Below are 15913 nucleotides of genomic sequence, written 5' to 3'. Positions count from 1 at the left end.
TTAAAGCCCAGGCGGCGAGGTTGTATGCACCCGGAACATTTTGATTTGGCCACCCCGGTATTTCTGCCCATCACCCATGATGCGTGTACGGCGCTGTTGCAGCCCGAGGGTGACGCGACACTGGCCAGCCTGAGCGACCCGGAACTGGCGGCAGTGCTGGTCATCCAGAACCTCGCCCAGGCCACGGAACAGGATTTGAGCGCCAGCGCAGCGGAGAAGATTCTTGCCAGACTCATTGACTGGTCTGTCACCTCTCGGCGCACCGGATCGGCGGGACTGCTTGCAGAGGCGCGGCGTCTGTTCGATTCGCGCAAATTGTATTTCGGCCTCAATGCGCTCAAAGGCTTGAACTTGCGCTTTCTCATGGCCGATGAAGTCGCCGCGCAGGCATTTCTGTTGCCCGGCGGGCAGTGGGATGCGGACTACAAGATCCGCCATCAGCAACAGAACAACCCGTTTCGCCAGCAAATGGTCACGCCACGCGAGCGGGAGCACTGGTTAAGCGCGGCGCAGGACAAACTGCTGCGAACCTTCCGAGCCAACCTCGACGAAGACCTGCACGTGCAGGGTTATGCCGGCATCGGCAAGAGCTACATGCTCAGCGCACTGATCGAATGCCTGCGCTCGAAACGCACACTGGTGCTGGCGCGCACCCCGGCGAAACTGGCGACGCTGCGCAAGCACATCGTGCAGGTCCACGACACGGAAATTGGCCAGACCTTTTTCGATTTCGCCCAGGCTCAGCTGCTTGGTCCCCGGTTGCCTATGGCCAGGACGCCGGCGCGTCTCCCGGGCAAGCAGGCGCTGGCGCAGGAACTGAATATCTTCGGCTTTCGCCACCACGACGGGCCGGGCACCCTCGAAGTTTGTCTGCGCGTGCTCAAGCTGTACTGCGCCTCAAGAGATCACACGCTGTCCGCCAGGCACTTGCCGCACTTCCAGCAGCCCTTGACCGGCGCAGACTCGCAAGCGCTGTTGGAATACTCCAGTCGCCTGTGGGTGTATCTGGAAGCCAATCCGGCCTGGGCCAGCCAGAGCGGTTTTCCGACGTTGCTGATGATCAAACGCGCCAGTCTCGCCGGTTGCCGCGTCCCGCCGCGCTACACCCATGTGATCATCGACGAAAGCCAGGATGTGCCGGCGTCGTTGCTGCAAATCATCGAGCGCGGGCAGCAGGTGCTGATCACCCTCGGCGATGAGTATCAGCAGGCCACGGGCGAGGCGCCCAAGCGCAAGCGTGAAGTTCGTCAGAGCGATATCTGCTATTCGGTGCGCTCGGGGCGCAATGTCGAGCGCCTGGTCAATCCGCTGATCTCGCGCCATACGCACAAGAGCAAAGTGCCGTTCGAAGGCGCTCGTCACGCCGACGTCGATATCGAGTACTACCCGCAAGCCTTCGTGCCGCCCGAAGGTTGCGTGGTGCTGACCGCTTCACCGTGGGACACGATGATGTGGGCCATCCATCTGCACGACTCCAGTTGCGCCTTCAGTTTCCCCGACCGGGAAGCGCAGGACGACATCAAGCATTTCATGACCACCGCCATCGAGCTGTTCCGGCGCGATTTCTACAATGCCGGGTCCAGCGAGAAAGGACCGCACCCGTATTTCAGCGACATGGCTGATTGGCAGCAGGTGCGCGCCGCCAACCAGTTCGATGAAGCTTTCTTGTGGATCGAGGCGCAGTTGCAAAACGGCTTCATGATTGCCGACCTGACTCGCCTGAGCCAAAAGATCATCGAGCCAGGCAAAGCCTGCCTGTTGATGATGGCCGAGCGGGCTGGCGGCATGGAGTTCAGGCGCGTGCTGTTGACCCGGACGTTGCTCAGTAACGAGAAATTCAAGGATGCCTACGAGTTCGATCAGCGCATCTGTGCCGTGTACATCGCCGTGTCCCGTGCCCGGCAGCAGCTTTATCTGCCTTACGACGTGGTGGAGTGGATCGATTATCACCACAGCCGCGAGCCAAAATTCCGCGAATCGCACGGTTATTGACCCGGCCAACCCTGTGGGAGCTAGGGTGTGGTTGAAGAGGCGCCGGTGTACAACCGGATTATGTCGTCGATCTCGCCGGACATTTTCATCCGCAGCAACGTGCGCAGGATCCGCTGCACCGGCACGTTCGGGTCGTTCCTCACATAGCAGCCGATATTCTGTTCTTGCAGCACCGCGACCCCTTGCAGCTGCTGCTCCGGCAGCAGGCGCTGATTGATCCAGTCCAGCGTCCACTGATTGCTCACCGCATAGCGATATCGCCCGGCTAGGAGCTTTTCCAGTACCTGTTCCTGATTGCGCGCGTCTTCGCGTTGCAACTGGTCGGCGTCGAACAGCGGTTGCAGGGTAGGGTAGCTGTAGCCGAGAACGGTGCCGATGGCCTGGCGCGGTAGCTGGGCGGGATTGATCTGCGCCGGTTGTTCCTTGCGGCTGATCAGCAGGTCGCGCTGAAACCACAACGGCACGCTCCAGATGTAATCGCCGGACTGATTCGGCAGCCACGACTGTGCGGCATAGCAGCGCACGTCGATGTCGCCGTGCTCCATGGCGCTCTGTACCCGCGCGCGCGGCAGGACGACGAATTGCGCTGGCGCGCCGACCTGGGTCGCCAGGCTGAGCAGGACGTCATGCAGGATGCCCTGGGTCGGTCTGCCGCCTTGCAGTTGCACCATCGGCATCGCCCAACTGTCCGGCACGGCGAAGCGCAACGGCGCTTGCGCTGCCATCGCGTTGAGGCTGATACCCAGCAATGCCGCCACGGCCCACCGCATAGACGCTCCGGTAATTCCCCATCCCGAGCTGATAAAAGCCTCTGCTGATGCAGCTTAGCCATATTAGACGAGGACACCGGATGCAATTTTGCCCTTGCTCCGCTAGCATTAGCCGCTTCTGCTTCCTTCGCTGCGACGGTTTTCGATGAGTTATCAGGTTCTTGCACGTAAATGGCGTCCACGCTCGTTCCGCGAAATGGTCGGCCAGACCCATGTGCTCAAGGCTCTGATCAATGCCTTGGACAGCCAACGGCTGCACCACGCCTACCTGTTCACCGGGACGCGCGGGGTCGGCAAGACCACCATCGCGCGGATCATTGCCAAGTGCCTGAACTGCGAGACAGGTATCACCTCCAGTCCCTGCGGCGAGTGCTCGGTGTGCCGCGAGATTGATGAGGGGCGGTTTGTTGACCTGATCGAGATCGACGCCGCCAGCCGCACCAAGGTCGAAGACACCCGCGAACTGCTCGATAACGTGCAGTACGCGCCAAGTCGTGGGCGCTTCAAGGTCTACCTGATCGACGAAGTGCACATGCTTTCCAGCCATTCCTTCAATGCGCTGTTGAAAACCCTCGAAGAGCCGCCGCCCTACGTCAAGTTCATCCTGGCGACCACCGATCCGCAGAAACTTCCAGCAACGATTCTTTCGCGCTGCCTGCAATTCTCCCTGAAGAACATGACGCCCGAGCGTGTGGTCGAGCACTTGACCCATGTGCTGACCGCGGAAAACGTACCGTTTGAAGACGATGCACTGTGGCTGCTCGGCCGCGCTGCTGACGGCTCGATGCGTGACGCCATGAGTCTGACCGATCAGGCCATCGCGTTCGGTGAAGGCAAAGTGCTCGCTACCGACGTGCGCGCGATGCTCGGCACGCTGGATCATGGTCAGGTCTATGACGTGCTGCATGCGCTGATCGAAGGCGACGCCAAGGCGTTGCTCGAAGCCGTGCGTCACTTGGCCGAGCAAGGTCCGGACTGGAACGGCGTGCTCTCGGAAATTCTCAACGTGCTGCACCGCGTGGCCATCGCTCAAGCGCTGCCGGAAGGGGTCGACAATGGCCACGGCGACCGTGATCGCGTATTGGCTCTGGCCCAGTCGTTGCCGGCCGAAGACGTGCAGTTCTATTACCAGATGGGCCTGATCGGTCGCCGCGACTTGCCGCTCGCGCCGGACCCGCGTGGCGGTTTCGAGATGGTCTTGCTGCGAATGCTCGCGTTCCGCCCGGCGGATACGGCGGATGCACCGAGGCAACCGCTAAAGCCAGTGGGGATCAGCCAGGCCACAGTTGATTCCGCCAACTCAGTGGCTGCCGCGCAGAAGCCTGCGCCGGTGGTCGCTGCGGCTGTTGCGCCCACACCTGCGCCCGCACCGGTAGCGGCGCCGGTTGCCGAGCCAGAACCTGTGGCTGCGGTTGTCGAAGCACAACCGGAGCCTGAGCCAGTCGCCGTCGAAGCCGCGGTCGATCTGCCGTGGAACGACCCGGTGGAAGCCGAGGCCGAGCCTGCGCCCGTTCAGCAACCCGCCGTCGAACCAGTGCTGGAAACCGCTGGCGAGCAGCCCGAGCTGCCGCCGATGCCGCTGCCGACCCCGGACAGCGTGGTGCCGGATGCGCCAGAGTGGGCCGCTGCGCCGATTCCCGAGCCGTCCGTCGCCGACGTCGATGCCGCTACGCCGGGCATGGACATGGACGACGAACCGCCGCTGGATGAAGACTACATCGAGCCGGACATGGATTCGGCCTACAGCTATCTCGACGAACTGGCCAGCGAACACGCCGCCGATCCTGAGCCTGAACCCGAGCCGGAACCTGCCGCCGCGCCGGCCACCGGCCTGGCCCTGCAATGGCTGGAGCTGTTCCCGAAGCTGCCGATTTCCGGCATGACCGGCAGCATCGCCGCCAACTGCACATTGATTGCGGTCGACGGCGACCACTGGCTGATGCACCTTGACCCGGCCCACAGCGCCCTGTTCAACGCCACGCAACAGCGTCGTCTCAACGACGCGTTGAACCAGTTCCACGGGCGCACGCTGACGCTGACCATCGAGCTGATCAAGCCTGAGCAGGAAACCCCGGCCCAGGCCGCCTCGCGCCGCCGCGCCAATCGCCAGCGTGAGGCGGAGGAATCGATCCACGGTGATCCGTTCATCCAGCAGATGGTTCAGCAGTTCGGCGCGGTGGTGCGAAGCGATACTATTGAACCTGTCGACGCCTTGGTCACCCAAGGCTAATAACTGAAGGTGCTCGGCCAAGATGGCCGGGCGCTGTTTTATCCAAGTACGTTTGAGGTGATTCCCATGATGAAAGGTGGCATGGCCGGCCTGATGAAGCAGGCGCAGCAGATGCAGGAAAAAATGGCCAAGATGCAGGAAGAACTGGCCAACGCCGAAGTCACCGGCAAGGCCGGCGGCGACATGGTCACCGTGGTGATGACCGGTCGTCACGACGTTAAAAGCGTGAGCATCGACCCAAGCCTGGTCGAAGGCCTGAGCGAAGACGACAAAGAGATGCTGGAAGCCGTGGTCGCTGCCGCCGTCAACGACGCCGTGCGCAAGATCGAAGCCAACAGCCAGGAAAAAATGGGCAGCATGACCGCCGGCATGAACCTGCCAGCGGGTATGAAACTGCCATTCTGATTCGCCTTTGGGCGGCAGATGAGCTACACAAAATGCCAGGCGTCGTGCCTGGCATTTTTGTTTCTGCGCGGCGCGGATCGTTCCTGCGCTCTGCGTGGGAATGCCTCTGGGGACGCTCCGCGTTCCAGCTTGCGATTGGGACGCGGAGCGTCCCGGGCTGCGTTCCCACGCAGAGCGTGGGAACGATCAGTGGGAGCGCGCCTCGGTCAAAACTGCAGAAACATCGAACACACCACCGCTACCAAGGTCTGCTCCCTATACACCGAATTCCCCATTCACAGGAGACGCTGACATGTCCGACCCTCTCACCCTCAATCAACGCTTCGTCCTCGCCTCGCGCCCGACCGGCGCGCCGACCCCGGAGAACTTTCGTCTCGAGCGCGAGGCGCTGCCGGATCTGCAGGACGGTCAAGTCCTACTGAAAACCCTGTACCTGTCACTCGACCCGTACATGCGCGGGCGCATGAGCGACGCTCCGTCCTACGCTGCGCCAGTGCAAATCGGCGAAGTCATGACCGGTGGTGCGGTCAGTCGGGTCGAGCAGTCCAATCATCCGAAATTCCACGTAGGTGATCTGGTGGTTGGCGCCACCGGTTGGCAGAGCCACAGCATCAGCGACGGCCGCAACATCATGCCGATCCCGGCCGGCCTGCCGAGCCCGTCTATGGCTCTCGGCGTAATGGGTATGCCGGGCATGACCGCCTACATGGGCCTGATGGACATCGGCCAGCCGAAAGAGGGCGAAACCCTGGTAGTGGCTGCAGCGTCCGGCGCCGTCGGCTCGGTGGTCGGGCAAGTGGCGAAGATCAAAGGCCTGCGCGCGGTCGGTGTGGCCGGTGGGGCCGAGAAGTGCAAATACGTGGTCGAGGAGCTGGGTTTTGATGCCTGCATCGACCACAAGGCCGATGACTTCGCCGAGCAACTGGCCAAGGCCTGTCCGAACGGCATCGACATTTATTATGAGAACGTCGGCGGCCATGTCTTCGATGCCGTCGTGCCGCTGCTCAACCCCAAGGCGCGCGTCCCGTTGTGCGGCCTGATTGCCGGCTACAACGCCGCCGAGGCGCCGACCGGCCCGGATCGTTTGCCGATGCTGCAACGCACTTTGCTCACCAAGCGTGTGCGGATTCAGGGCTTCATCGTCTTCGACGATTACGGTGATCGTCAGCCGGAATTCATCAGCCACATGGTGCCGTGGGTACGCGACGGCAAGGTGAAATTCCGCGAGGACGTGGTCGAAGGCCTGGAGCAGGCGCCCGAGGCGTTCATCGGTCTGCTGGAGGGGCGCAACTTCGGCAAACTGGTGGTCCGGGTCGCCCAGGACTGAGGATTTGACGCTGGCCAGAGGCGCGGGTATAAACCGCGTCTCGTTGTTTAGTCGGACTGTTTACCCATGAGCTTCAGCCCTTTGATTCGCCAACTGATCGACGCTCTGCGCACCTTGCCAGGCGTGGGTCAGAAAACCGCTCAGCGCATGGCGTTGCAGTTGCTCGAACGTGATCGCAGCGGTGGTACCCGTCTGGCCCAAGCCTTGAGCCAGGCCATGGAAGGCGTCGGCCATTGCCGCCAATGCCGCACGCTGACCGAAGACGATCTGTGCCCGCAATGCGCCGACCCGCGCCGCGATGACACGCTGCTTTGCGTAGTCGAAGGGCCGATGGACGTTTATGCGGTGGAGCAGACCGGCTTCCGTGGCCGCTATTTCGTGCTCAAGGGGCACTTGTCGCCGCTGGATGGCCTGGGGCCGGAAGCGATCGGGATTCCGCAACTGATGGCGCGGATTGAAGAGGCGGGGACCTTTGCCGAAGTCATCCTCGCCACCAACCCGACCGTGGAAGGCGAGGCGACGGCGCACTACATCGCGCAGTTGCTCAACCACAAAGGCCTGGTCGCCTCGCGGATTGCCCACGGCGTGCCGCTGGGCGGTGAGCTGGAGCTGGTCGACGGCGGCACGCTGGCGCATTCGTTTGCCGGGCGTAAACCGATTTCCCTCTGAATTTGCGGCGTCTGAACTGACGCCTTCGCGAGCAGGCTCGCTCCCACATTGGTTTTGTGTCGTTCACAAATCCCCTGTGGGAGCGAGCCTGCTCGCGAATGGTGCGCCGCGGTCCATCTGATTCACACAATTTCATTGATAACCAAGCAAGCGCTCGGTTAACGTCGGCGAACCCTTCCGTGGAGCTCGCCCATGCCTGCCTTTCAGGAATACTTCGACCCCAGCCATCAATTGGTCCGCGACAGCGTCAGACGTTTCGTCGAACGCGAGATCCTGCCGGACATCGATCAGTGGGAAGAAGCCGAAAGCTTTCCCCGTGAGCTGTACCTCAAGGCCGGTGCGGCGGGCATTCTCGGTATCGGCTATCCCGAAGCGCTCGGCGGCAGCCATGAGGGCGATCTGTTCGCCAAGGTCGCCGCCAGTGAAGAGCTGATGCGCTGTGGCTCTGGTGGCCTGGTGGCGGGGTTGGGTTCGCTGGATATCGGCCTGCCACCGATCGTCAAATGGGCGCGGCCAGAAGTTCGCGAGCGGGTGGTACCGCTGGTGCTCAGCGGCGAGAAAATCAGCGCGCTGGCAGTCACCGAACCCGGCGGCGGTTCCGACGTCGCCAACTTGCAAACCCGCGCCGTGCGTGACGGCGACTTCTACCGGGTCAGCGGCAGCAAGACCTTTATCACCAGCGGCGTGCGCGCGGATTTCTACACGGTCGCGGTGCGCACCGGTGCGCCGGGGTTTGGCGGTATCAGCCTGTTGCTGATCGAGAAGGGCACGCCGGGTTTCAGTGTCGGTCGGCAATTGAAGAAAATGGGCTGGTGGGCGTCGGACACCGCTGAATTGTTCTTCGACGATTGCCGCGTGCCTGTAGGAAACCTCATCGGCGGGGAGAACATGGGCTTCGCCTGCATCATGGGCAATTTCCAGAGCGAACGCCTGGCGCTGGCGCTGATGGCCAACATGACTGCGCAATTGGCGCTGGAGGAGAGCCTGAAGTGGGCGCGCGAGCGTGAGGCGTTCGGCAAACCCATCGGCAAATTTCAAGTGATCAAACATCGCCTCGCCGAAATGGCCACGGCGCTGGAAGTGTCGCGCGAGTTCACGTATCGGCAAGCGGCAAAAATGGCGGCGGGGCAGAGCGTGATCAAGGAGATTTCCATGGCGAAGAACTTCGCCACCGACACCTCGGACCGGATCACCACCGAAGCCGTGCAGATCCTTGGCGGGCTCGGTTACATGCGTGAAAGCCTGGTGGAGCGGCTGTATCGGGATAATCGCATTCTGTCGATTGGCGGCGGAACGCGGGAAGTGATGAACGAAATCATCAGCAAGCAGATGGGGCTCTAAAAGCAAAAGATCGTCCGATGCATGATCGTTCCCACGCTCTGCGTGGGAATGCAGCCCGGGACGCTCCGCGTCCCTATCGCAAGCTGGAACGCAGAGCGTCCCTAGAGGCATTCCCACGCGGAGCGTGGGAACGATCAATCTTTAGATCTTGATTATTTATCAGTCAACGCAAACTGCGTCAGGCAGAACGTCGGGATACCCATATCCTGCAAGCGCTGCGAACCTTGCAGCTCTGGCAGATCAATGATGGCCGCGGCTTCATGCACCCGCGCGCCCATGCGGCGAATCAGGTTGGCTGCTGCGATCAGCGTGCCGCCGGTAGCGATCAGGTCATCGAACATCACCACCGAATCGCCTTCACACAGGCTGTCGGCGTGCACTTCCAGAAACGCTTCGCCGTACTCGGTGGCGTAACCTTCGGCCAGTACGTCCGCCGGCAGTTTGCCTTGCTTGCGGAATAGCACCAGCGGCTTGTTCAACTGGTAGGCCAGTACCGAACCGATCAGAAAACCACGGGCATCCATGGCGCCGATGTGGGTGAAGTCGGCTTCGACGTAGCGGTGGGCGAAGCTGTCCATCACCAGGCGCAGGGCCGTCGGCGACTGGAACAGCGGGGTGATGTCGCGAAAGATCACGCCCGGTTTCGGGAAGTCGATCACGGGGCGGATCAGGGATTTGATGTCGAAGGAGTCGAAGACCATCGGGGTGTCCTGGCAGGGCTGCAAACGGCGCAGTATACCCGCGGCTGAAACGATTCGCTCAACCGCGGGTCGTGATCAGCCTTCGATCGAACCGCCGGCCAGCGCGCATAACTGGATCGGGTCGAGGATGTGGATCTCTTTGCCCTCGGCGGCGATCAATTCGTTCTGCTGAAAGCGGGTGAACACCCGCGACACGGTTTCCACCGCCAGGCCCAGGTAATTGCCGATTTCATTGCGCGACATGCTCAGACGGAACTGATTGGCCGAGAAGCCGCGAGCACGGAAACGTGCCGACAGGTTGACCAGGAAAGTGGCGATGCGCTCGTCAGCGGTCTTCTTCGACAGCAGCAACATCATTTGCTGATCGTCGCGGATCTCGCGGCTCATCACCCGCATCAACTGGCGGCGCAGTTGTGGTAATTGCAGCGCGAGTTCGTCGAGGCGTTCGAAGGGGATTTCGCAGACCGAAGTGGTTTCCAGCGCCTGGGCCGAGACCGGGTGTTTTTCGGTGTCCATGCCCGACAGTCCGACCAGTTCGCTCGGCAGGTGGAAGCCGGTCAGCTGTTCTTCGCCGGCATCGCTCAGGCTGAAAGTTTTCAGCGCGCCGGAGCGCACTGCATAAACAGAATCGAAGGTGTCGCCCTGACGGAACAGGAATTCGCCCTTCTTCAGCGGGCGGCCGCGTTTAACGATTTCGTCGAGCGCATCCATGTCTTCCAGATTCAGAGAAAGTGGCAGGCAGAGCGGGGCCAGGCTGCAATCCTTGCAGTGGGCCTGGTTGTGAGCGCGCAGTTTGACTGGCTCGGACATTTCTTCAATCCTTGTGGGAAAACACACATAAGCCGTAAGGGTAACCCACGGAAGGACATTCAGGCCAGCACGCGGCGGCGTTGTCCTACAGACATAAAGCCGCAGCACCGGCGGCCGATAACCCAGTATCAGTACTCATCCAAGGAAGGCCCCGATGACCGCCATTGGCACGCTAAGCCCCGGTAGCAGCGGCATTGCTGCTTCGCCGGAGGTAACCGGTCCCGACGCTGCAATCGACCGCGACGACGCCTTGTCGAATACGGCAACCCCGACCTTGGTCGAGGGCGTCAAAGTGTCGCTGTCCGGCGCGGCCATCGCCAAATCCGCCGCTGTCGGCGGCGAAAACAGTGACATCGACAACAGTGGCTTGCCGGAGAACATCCAGCAGTTGCTGAAGATGATTCGCAAGATCCAAAAAGAAATCATCGAGAAAAAAGCGCGCATGGCGGCGGTCATGTCAGACAGAACCCTCTCCAACGAGGAAAAGATCAACAAGCTCGCCGCATTACGTGGCGCCATCGCCGCCCTCAACAGCGGCCTGATCACCGCCAACCTTTCCTTGTCGAAAGTGATGAACCAGTCGGCGCTCAATCCTGATCAGAACCTCAAGGTCGGCTCGTTGCTGACCAAGCCTTAAATCACTCGGGAGAAACGCTGGCGGTTCTGCTGCTCCAGGTACGCATCGAAAACCATGCACACCGAGCGCACCAGCAATCGGCCCGCTGGCAACACCTCAATGCGCTCGCGCTCGAGTCTGATCAGGCCATCCTCTGCCATACCTTGCAACTGCGGCCACAGCGCGCCGAAGTAGCCTTGAAAATCGATGTTGAACTGCTGCTCGATCTCGGCGAATTCAAGTTTGAAATTGCAGATCAGTTGCTGAATCACTGCGCGGCGCAAGCGGTCGTCAGCGTTGCACACCAGGCCGCGACTGGTCGCCAGCTGCGCGCTGGCCAGGCTGTTCTGATAGGCCGTGAGGTCGCTGCTGTTCTGGCAGTACAAATCGCCGATCTGGCTGATCGCCGACACGCCCAGGCCAATCAGGTCGCAATGGCCGTGAGTGGTATAGCCCTGAAAGTTGCGTTGCAGGGTGTGTTCTTCCTGAGCGATCGCCAACTCGTCATCAGGCAGGGCGAAGTGGTCCATGCCGATGTAGCGGTAGCCGGCAGCGGTCAGTTGCTCGATGGTGCGCTGGAGCATTTCCAGCTTGTGCGCCGGGCTCGGCAGTTCGCTGCTGTTGATTCGCCGCTGGGGCATGAAGCGTTCCGGCAGGTGCGCGTAGTTGAATACCGAGAGGCGATCCGGTTGCAGGCTGATCACTTCCTCGACGGTGCGGGCGAAATTGTCGGGCGTCTGCTTGGGCAGGCCATAAATCAGATCGATGTTGATCGAGCGAAATTGCAGGGTTCGCGCCGCATCGATCACCGCGCGGGTTTCTTCCAGGCTTTGCAGGCGATTGACCGCGCGCTGCACCGCCGGGTCAAGATCCTGCAGGCCAATGCTGACCCGGTTGAAACCCAATTCACGCAACAGGCCCATGGTCGACCAGTCGGCTTCGCGCGGGTCGATTTCAATGCCGTAATCGCCCGAGTCATCGTTGAGCAAATTGAAATGCTTGCGCAGGTGCGCCATCAGCTGGCGCAATTCGTCGTGGCTGAGAAAGGTCGGCGTGCCGCCACCGAAATGCAGCTGCTCGACGGTTTGCGCCGGGTCGAGGTGGCAGGCAATCAACTGGATTTCCTGCTCGAGCCGTTGCAGATACGGCTGCGCGCGACCGCGATCCTTGGTGATGACCTTGTTGCAGGCGCAGTAGTAGCAAATGTTCGCGCAGAACGGCACATGCACGTACAGCGACAACGGCCGCTGGGCCTTACGGCTGTCGCGTAGGGCGTGGAACAGGTCGAAAGTGCCGACCTGACCGTGAAATTGCACGGCGGTCGGGTACGAGGTGTAGCGTGGCCCCGCCAGATCGTAGCGGCGGATCAGATCAGAGTCCCAACGAATGGCGTCGAGCATGCGGGCATTCCCCCGGATAGGCTGGCAGTGTGGCGAGTCTAGGGGAGGGCATTGCAGGGCATCTTGATTTGCATCAACGGCGGGGATTTGCGTTGTCCATGCGGGCGTCATCGCGAGCAGGCTCGCTCCCACATTGGATTTGCAGCGTACTCAAGACCTGTGGGAGCGAGCCTGCTCGCGAAGGCCGCGCCACACATTTAATGGCCCATAAGCCAATGCTGATGCGGCCCGGGCAAGGTCCACAGGCCAAACACTATCACCAGCAAGCCACCCGCCACGCGCACGCTGCGTTTGCGCAGGATCGCCGTCACCCGCTCAGCCGCCAACCCGGTGGCGAGCAGCACCGGCCAGGTGCCGAGGCCGAAAGCGAGCATCAGCAACGCACTGTCCAGCGCATTGCCCTGACTCGCGCTCCACAGCAAGGTGCTGTAAACCAGCCCGCACGGCAGCCACCCCCACAGCGCACCGAGCAGCAAGGCGCGGGGCAGGCTGGAAACCGGCAGCAAGCGATTCGCCAGCGGTTGAATGAAGCGCCACAAGCCACGCCCGAGCGCTTCGATACGGGTGAGCCCGCTCCACCAACCGGCCAGGTACAAGCCCATGGCAATCAGCAGCAATCCGGCCAGTACGCGCATGAACAGCGCCGCCGGGCTGTTGGCGACTGCCCAGCCGGCGAGGCCGATGAGCAATCCCGCCGTGGCATAACTGAGAATCCGCCCGAGGTTATACGCCAGCAACAGACGAAAGCGCCGGCTGCGCTGCTCCTTGGGAATCGCCAGGGTCAGCGCGCCCATCAGGCCGCCGCACATTCCCAGACAGTGGCCGCCTCCGAGCAGGCCGAGGATCAGCGCCGAGACCAGCAGCGGCGCCAGTTCAAGCATGGGGCGGCACCTTGTCGTCCGGTTTGCCGGCGTTGGCTTCGTCCACCGCGGCGGTGTGGTTGGGGTCCTGATCGTCAAAAAGGATGCTGTGTGCCGGGCCGTCGAGGTCGTCGTACTGGCCGCTGTCCACCGCCCAGAAGAAGATGTACACGGCGATGGCGACGATGAGCAAGGCAGCGGGAATCATCACGTAGAGAGCTGGCATCGGTAACTCCAGGCCCGCGCGGCTCAGGCCGGCAGCGGGCGGGTTTGGGTCGGGCTGCCGGCGGCCGGCGCGCTCGGCAGGCGAGTCAAGCGCAGGGCGTTGAGCACCACGGTCAGCGAACTGATCGACATGCCGACCGCCGCCCACACCGGAGTGATCCAGCCGAGGGCGGCGAACGGCAACATAAGGCCATTGTACAGCGCTGCCCACAGCAGGTTTTCGATGATTACCCGGCGGGTGCGTCGCGCCAGCGCGAAGGCCTGTACCAAGGCGTCGAGGCGGTTGGACAGCAACACCGCATCGGCGCTGGTTTTCGCCAGATCGGTGGCCGAGCCCATGGCCACGCTGATATCGGCCGCAGCCAGCACCGGCACGTCGTTGACGCCGTCACCAAGCATCAACACTTTGCGTCCTTCCGTGTGCAGTTGTTGCAGCACTTGCAGTTTGTCATCGGGGCGCAAGCCGCCACGGGCCTCGTCGATTCCCAGTTCGGCGGCGACACTGGCGACCATCGGCGAACTGTCGCCGGACAACAGCAAGGTGCGCCAGCCCCGCGCTTTGCAGGCCGCGAGCAGGGCGGGAGCGTCGTCACGCAGACGATCATCGAGCACTAGCCACGCCAGCGGCCCGTGGGAGTCAGCGAGCAGCAACCATTGTCCGGCTTCATCAGGCATTGACGGCAGTGCCGCGCCGCTTAGGGCGCAGGCAAATTCGGCCTGACCGATGCGCAAGCGTTGCGCACCGACCACGCCTTCCAGGCCCAGCCCCGGTGTACTGTGCACGTCCTCGGCGGCCAGCGGCGCACGGCCGAAAGCGCGGGCAATCGGGTGTTCCGAACGGTTTTCCAGCGCAGCGGCAAGGCTCAGGCATTGCTCGCTGTCGAGCCTGCCGAGCGGGCGAATCGAGCGCAGCACCAAGCGGCCTTCGGTGAGCGTACCGGTCTTGTCGAAAATCACCGTGTCGATCTGGTTCAAGCCTTCCAGCACATGGCCGCGTGTCAGCAGCAGGCCGAGTTTGTGCAGGGTGCCGGTGGCGGCGGTGAGGGCGGTCGGCGTCGCCAGCGACAGCGCGCACGGGCAGGTCGCCACCAGCATGGCGAGGACGATCCAGAACGCCCGCGCTGGGTCCAGCTGCCACCACAGCAGGCCGATCACTGCCGCAGCAATCAGCGACAGCAGGAGGAACCATTGCGCGGCGCGATCGGCGATTTCTGCCAGACGCGGTTTCTCCGCCTGAGCGCGATCAAGAAGGCGCACGATCGCGGAGAGACGCGTGTCCTGTCCCAGCGCCTGCACTTCGACGGTCAATGCGCCTTCGACGTTGAGCGTGCCCGCAGTGACCGCATCACCGAGCGTGCGCGGCTGTGGCAGGTATTCGCCGGTCAGCAGCGATTCGTCGATGCTCGACTGGCCATCGATGATCTTGCCGTCGGCCGGCAGAATCGAGCCCGGCTGCACCAGAATCCGCTCGCCCACACGCAACTCGCTGAGCAGGATGCGTTCGCTCTGGCCATCGCTATCCAGGCGCAGGCACGAGGCCGGTAACAGGTTGACCAATTGCGCGGTGGCGGCAGCGGTGCGTTCGCGGGCGCGGCGTTCCAGATAGCGTCCGGCGAGCAAAAACAGCGCGAACATACCGACCGCATCGAAGTACAGCTCGCCGACCCCGGTGATGGACGTCCAGATCCCTGCGATGTAAGCGCTGCCGATCGCCAGCGACACCGAGACGTCCATGGTCAGGTGGCGGGTACGCAAATCGCGCATTGCGCCTTTGAAGAACGGCGCGCAGCTGTAGAACACGATGGGTGTGGTCAGAAACAGCGCGACCCAGCGCAGGATCGTGTGCAGCTCGGGACTGAGGTCGATGTTGAATTCCGGCCAGGTGGCCATGGTCGCCATCATCGCCTGAAACCACAGCAGACCGGCGACGCCGAGTTGGCGCAGGGCCAGGCGATTCTCACTGGCCAGTTGTTCGCTGGCGCGGTCGGCCTGGTACGGGTGGGCGGCGTAACCGATGTGGCGCAGCTCGGCGAGGATCTGGCTCAGCGGCAATTGCGCGTCGGCCCAACGCACGTGCAGGCGATGGTTGGACAGGTTCAACCGCGCTTCGGCGACTGCGGGCAGGGTGCGCAGGTGTTTCTCGATCAGCCAGCCGCAGGCGGCGCAACTGATGCCTTCCATCAACAAGGTGGTTTCGGCCAGATCGCCTTCATGGCGGACGAAGGGTTGCTGCACGTCGGCGCGGTCGTACAGCGCCAGTTCATCGCTCAGTTGCACGGGCAGCGCTTCGGGATTGGCCGACGCTTCGCTGCGATGCTGGTAATAGCTTTCCAGACCACCGGCGACAATGGCTTCGGCCACCGCCTGACAGCCCGGGCAGCAGAATTCGCGGGCCTGCCCGAGGACGACGGCGGTGAAGCGGCTGCCGGACGGGACGGGCAGGGCGCAGTGGTAGCAGGGGGTTGGGCTGGTCATGGTGCGCGTTCCGATGATCGTTCCCACGCTCCGCGTGGGAATGCCTCCCCGGACGCTCCGCGTCCGCTTCGGCTGGGACGCGGAGCGTCCCT

At 62.5% G+C, this 15913-nt stretch carries 14 protein-coding genes; 7 read left to right on the top strand and 7 right to left on the bottom strand.

Annotated features, from left to right (window positions below; genetic code table 11):
* The first annotated feature begins 24 nt into the window (after positions 1–24).
* The gene (locus QMX86_RS12640; RefSeq protein WP_282385120.1) at positions 25–1992 is read left to right on the top strand and encodes a hypothetical protein; all 1968 of its coding nucleotides are present in this window, start codon (positions 25–27) and stop codon (positions 1990–1992) included.
* A gap of 20 nt (positions 1993–2012) precedes the next feature.
* Here the strand turns inward: QMX86_RS12640 and QMX86_RS12635 are convergent, their stop codons facing one another.
* Positions 2013–2762 carry a transporter substrate-binding domain-containing protein gene (locus tag QMX86_RS12635; RefSeq protein WP_073474002.1) on the bottom strand — a complete coding sequence of 250 codons (750 nt, stop codon included), beginning with the start codon at positions 2760–2762 and terminating at the stop codon, positions 2013–2015.
* 145 nt (positions 2763–2907) lie between these two features.
* Between QMX86_RS12635 and dnaX the strand changes: the two genes are divergently transcribed.
* The 5 genes from dnaX to QMX86_RS12610 all read left to right on the top strand — a co-directional run bounded on the left by dnaX (position 2908) and on the right by QMX86_RS12610 (position 8734).
* Entirely contained in the window at positions 2908–4992 is a 2085-nt protein-coding gene (gene dnaX, locus QMX86_RS12630) for a DNA polymerase III subunit gamma/tau (RefSeq protein ID WP_282385122.1), read from the top strand.
* Between the two features lie 66 nt (positions 4993–5058).
* Entirely contained in the window at positions 5059–5397 is a 339-nt protein-coding gene (locus tag QMX86_RS12625) for a YbaB/EbfC family nucleoid-associated protein (RefSeq protein WP_003223337.1), read from the top strand.
* Between the two features lie 292 nt (positions 5398–5689).
* Positions 5690–6724, top strand: coding sequence for an NADP-dependent oxidoreductase (locus tag QMX86_RS12620; RefSeq protein WP_110646919.1), 1035 nt, complete (start codon positions 5690–5692; stop codon positions 6722–6724).
* A 66-nt stretch (positions 6725–6790) separates the two neighbouring features.
* Positions 6791–7393 carry a recombination mediator RecR gene (gene recR / locus QMX86_RS12615; protein WP_110646920.1) on the top strand — a complete coding sequence of 201 codons (603 nt, stop codon included), beginning with the start codon at positions 6791–6793 and terminating at the stop codon, positions 7391–7393.
* Positions 7394–7585: 192 nt separating this feature from the next.
* Positions 7586–8734: an acyl-CoA dehydrogenase family protein gene (locus tag QMX86_RS12610; protein ID WP_071171602.1), complete on the top strand. Its 1149-nt coding sequence runs from the start codon at positions 7586–7588 to the stop codon at positions 8732–8734.
* A 152-nt stretch (positions 8735–8886) separates the two neighbouring features.
* Here the strand turns inward: QMX86_RS12610 and QMX86_RS12605 are convergent, their stop codons facing one another.
* Both QMX86_RS12605 and fnr read right to left on the bottom strand, forming a co-directional pair.
* The gene (locus QMX86_RS12605; protein ID WP_024012326.1) at positions 8887–9435 is read right to left on the bottom strand and encodes an adenine phosphoribosyltransferase; all 549 of its coding nucleotides are present in this window, start codon (positions 9433–9435) and stop codon (positions 8887–8889) included.
* A 75-nt stretch (positions 9436–9510) separates the two neighbouring features.
* On the bottom strand, positions 9511–10245 hold the full coding sequence (gene fnr / locus QMX86_RS12600; RefSeq protein ID WP_016773865.1) for a fumarate/nitrate reduction transcriptional regulator Fnr: 735 nt from the start codon (positions 10243–10245) through the stop codon (positions 9511–9513).
* A gap of 154 nt (positions 10246–10399) precedes the next feature.
* On the opposite strand from fnr, the gene QMX86_RS12595 reads away from it, so the two are divergent.
* A complete protein-coding gene (locus tag QMX86_RS12595) occupies positions 10400–10882 on the top strand; it encodes a hypothetical protein (protein WP_016773866.1) in 483 nt (160 codons plus the stop codon).
* On the opposite strand, the gene hemN is transcribed toward QMX86_RS12595, so the two are convergent.
* The 4 genes from hemN to QMX86_RS12575 all read right to left on the bottom strand — a co-directional run bounded on the left by hemN (position 10879) and on the right by QMX86_RS12575 (position 15821).
* A complete protein-coding gene (hemN, locus tag QMX86_RS12590) occupies positions 10879–12261 on the bottom strand; it encodes an oxygen-independent coproporphyrinogen III oxidase (RefSeq protein ID WP_252887620.1) in 1383 nt (460 codons plus the stop codon). The genes QMX86_RS12595 and hemN overlap by 4 nt on opposite strands.
* 197 nt (positions 12262–12458) lie before the next feature.
* Positions 12459–13142, bottom strand: a complete 684-nt coding sequence (locus QMX86_RS12585; protein WP_282385979.1) for a sulfite exporter TauE/SafE family protein — start codon at positions 13140–13142, stop codon at positions 12459–12461.
* Positions 13135–13347, bottom strand: coding sequence for a cbb3-type cytochrome oxidase assembly protein CcoS (ccoS, locus tag QMX86_RS12580; protein WP_016773869.1), 213 nt, complete (start codon positions 13345–13347; stop codon positions 13135–13137). The genes QMX86_RS12585 and ccoS overlap by 8 nt, the downstream gene beginning before the upstream one ends.
* A gap of 23 nt (positions 13348–13370) precedes the next feature.
* A complete protein-coding gene (locus tag QMX86_RS12575) occupies positions 13371–15821 on the bottom strand; it encodes a heavy metal translocating P-type ATPase (RefSeq protein ID WP_282385975.1) in 2451 nt (816 codons plus the stop codon).
* Between the last annotated feature and the right edge of the window lie 92 nt (positions 15822–15913).

Source organism: Pseudomonas sp. PS01270 (assembly GCF_029959775.1).
Lineage (GTDB): Bacteria > Pseudomonadota > Gammaproteobacteria > Pseudomonadales > Pseudomonadaceae > Aquipseudomonas > Aquipseudomonas atacamensis.
Note: the sequence above shows the minus strand (reverse complement) of the source record. Positions and strands in the feature narration are given on the sequence as shown.

What these genes read in the sequence shown, in the direction of transcription:
- QMX86_RS12640 (WP_282385120.1), top strand. Translation starts at nt 25, where the DNA reads ATGCACCCGGAACATTTTGATTTGGCCACCCCGGTATTTCTGCCCATC.
- QMX86_RS12635 (WP_073474002.1), bottom strand. Translation starts at nt 2,762, where the DNA reads ATGCGGTGGGCCGTGGCGGCATTGCTGGGTATCAGCCTCAACGCGATG.
- dnaX (WP_282385122.1), top strand. Translation starts at nt 2,908, where the DNA reads ATGAGTTATCAGGTTCTTGCACGTAAATGGCGTCCACGCTCGTTCCGC.
- QMX86_RS12625 (WP_003223337.1), top strand. Translation starts at nt 5,059, where the DNA reads ATGATGAAAGGTGGCATGGCCGGCCTGATGAAGCAGGCGCAGCAGATG.
- QMX86_RS12620 (WP_110646919.1), top strand. Translation starts at nt 5,690, where the DNA reads ATGTCCGACCCTCTCACCCTCAATCAACGCTTCGTCCTCGCCTCGCGC.
- recR (WP_110646920.1), top strand. Translation starts at nt 6,791, where the DNA reads ATGAGCTTCAGCCCTTTGATTCGCCAACTGATCGACGCTCTGCGCACC.
- QMX86_RS12610 (WP_071171602.1), top strand. Translation starts at nt 7,586, where the DNA reads ATGCCTGCCTTTCAGGAATACTTCGACCCCAGCCATCAATTGGTCCGC.
- QMX86_RS12605 (WP_024012326.1), bottom strand. Translation starts at nt 9,435, where the DNA reads ATGGTCTTCGACTCCTTCGACATCAAATCCCTGATCCGCCCCGTGATC.
- fnr (WP_016773865.1), bottom strand. Translation starts at nt 10,245, where the DNA reads ATGTCCGAGCCAGTCAAACTGCGCGCTCACAACCAGGCCCACTGCAAG.
- QMX86_RS12595 (WP_016773866.1), top strand. Translation starts at nt 10,400, where the DNA reads ATGACCGCCATTGGCACGCTAAGCCCCGGTAGCAGCGGCATTGCTGCT.
- hemN (WP_252887620.1), bottom strand. Translation starts at nt 12,261, where the DNA reads ATGCTCGACGCCATTCGTTGGGACTCTGATCTGATCCGCCGCTACGAT.
- QMX86_RS12585 (WP_282385979.1), bottom strand. Translation starts at nt 13,142, where the DNA reads ATGCTTGAACTGGCGCCGCTGCTGGTCTCGGCGCTGATCCTCGGCCTG.
- ccoS (WP_016773869.1), bottom strand. Translation starts at nt 13,347, where the DNA reads ATGCCAGCTCTCTACGTGATGATTCCCGCTGCCTTGCTCATCGTCGCC.
- QMX86_RS12575 (WP_282385975.1), bottom strand. Translation starts at nt 15,821, where the DNA reads ATGACCAGCCCAACCCCCTGCTACCACTGCGCCCTGCCCGTCCCGTCC.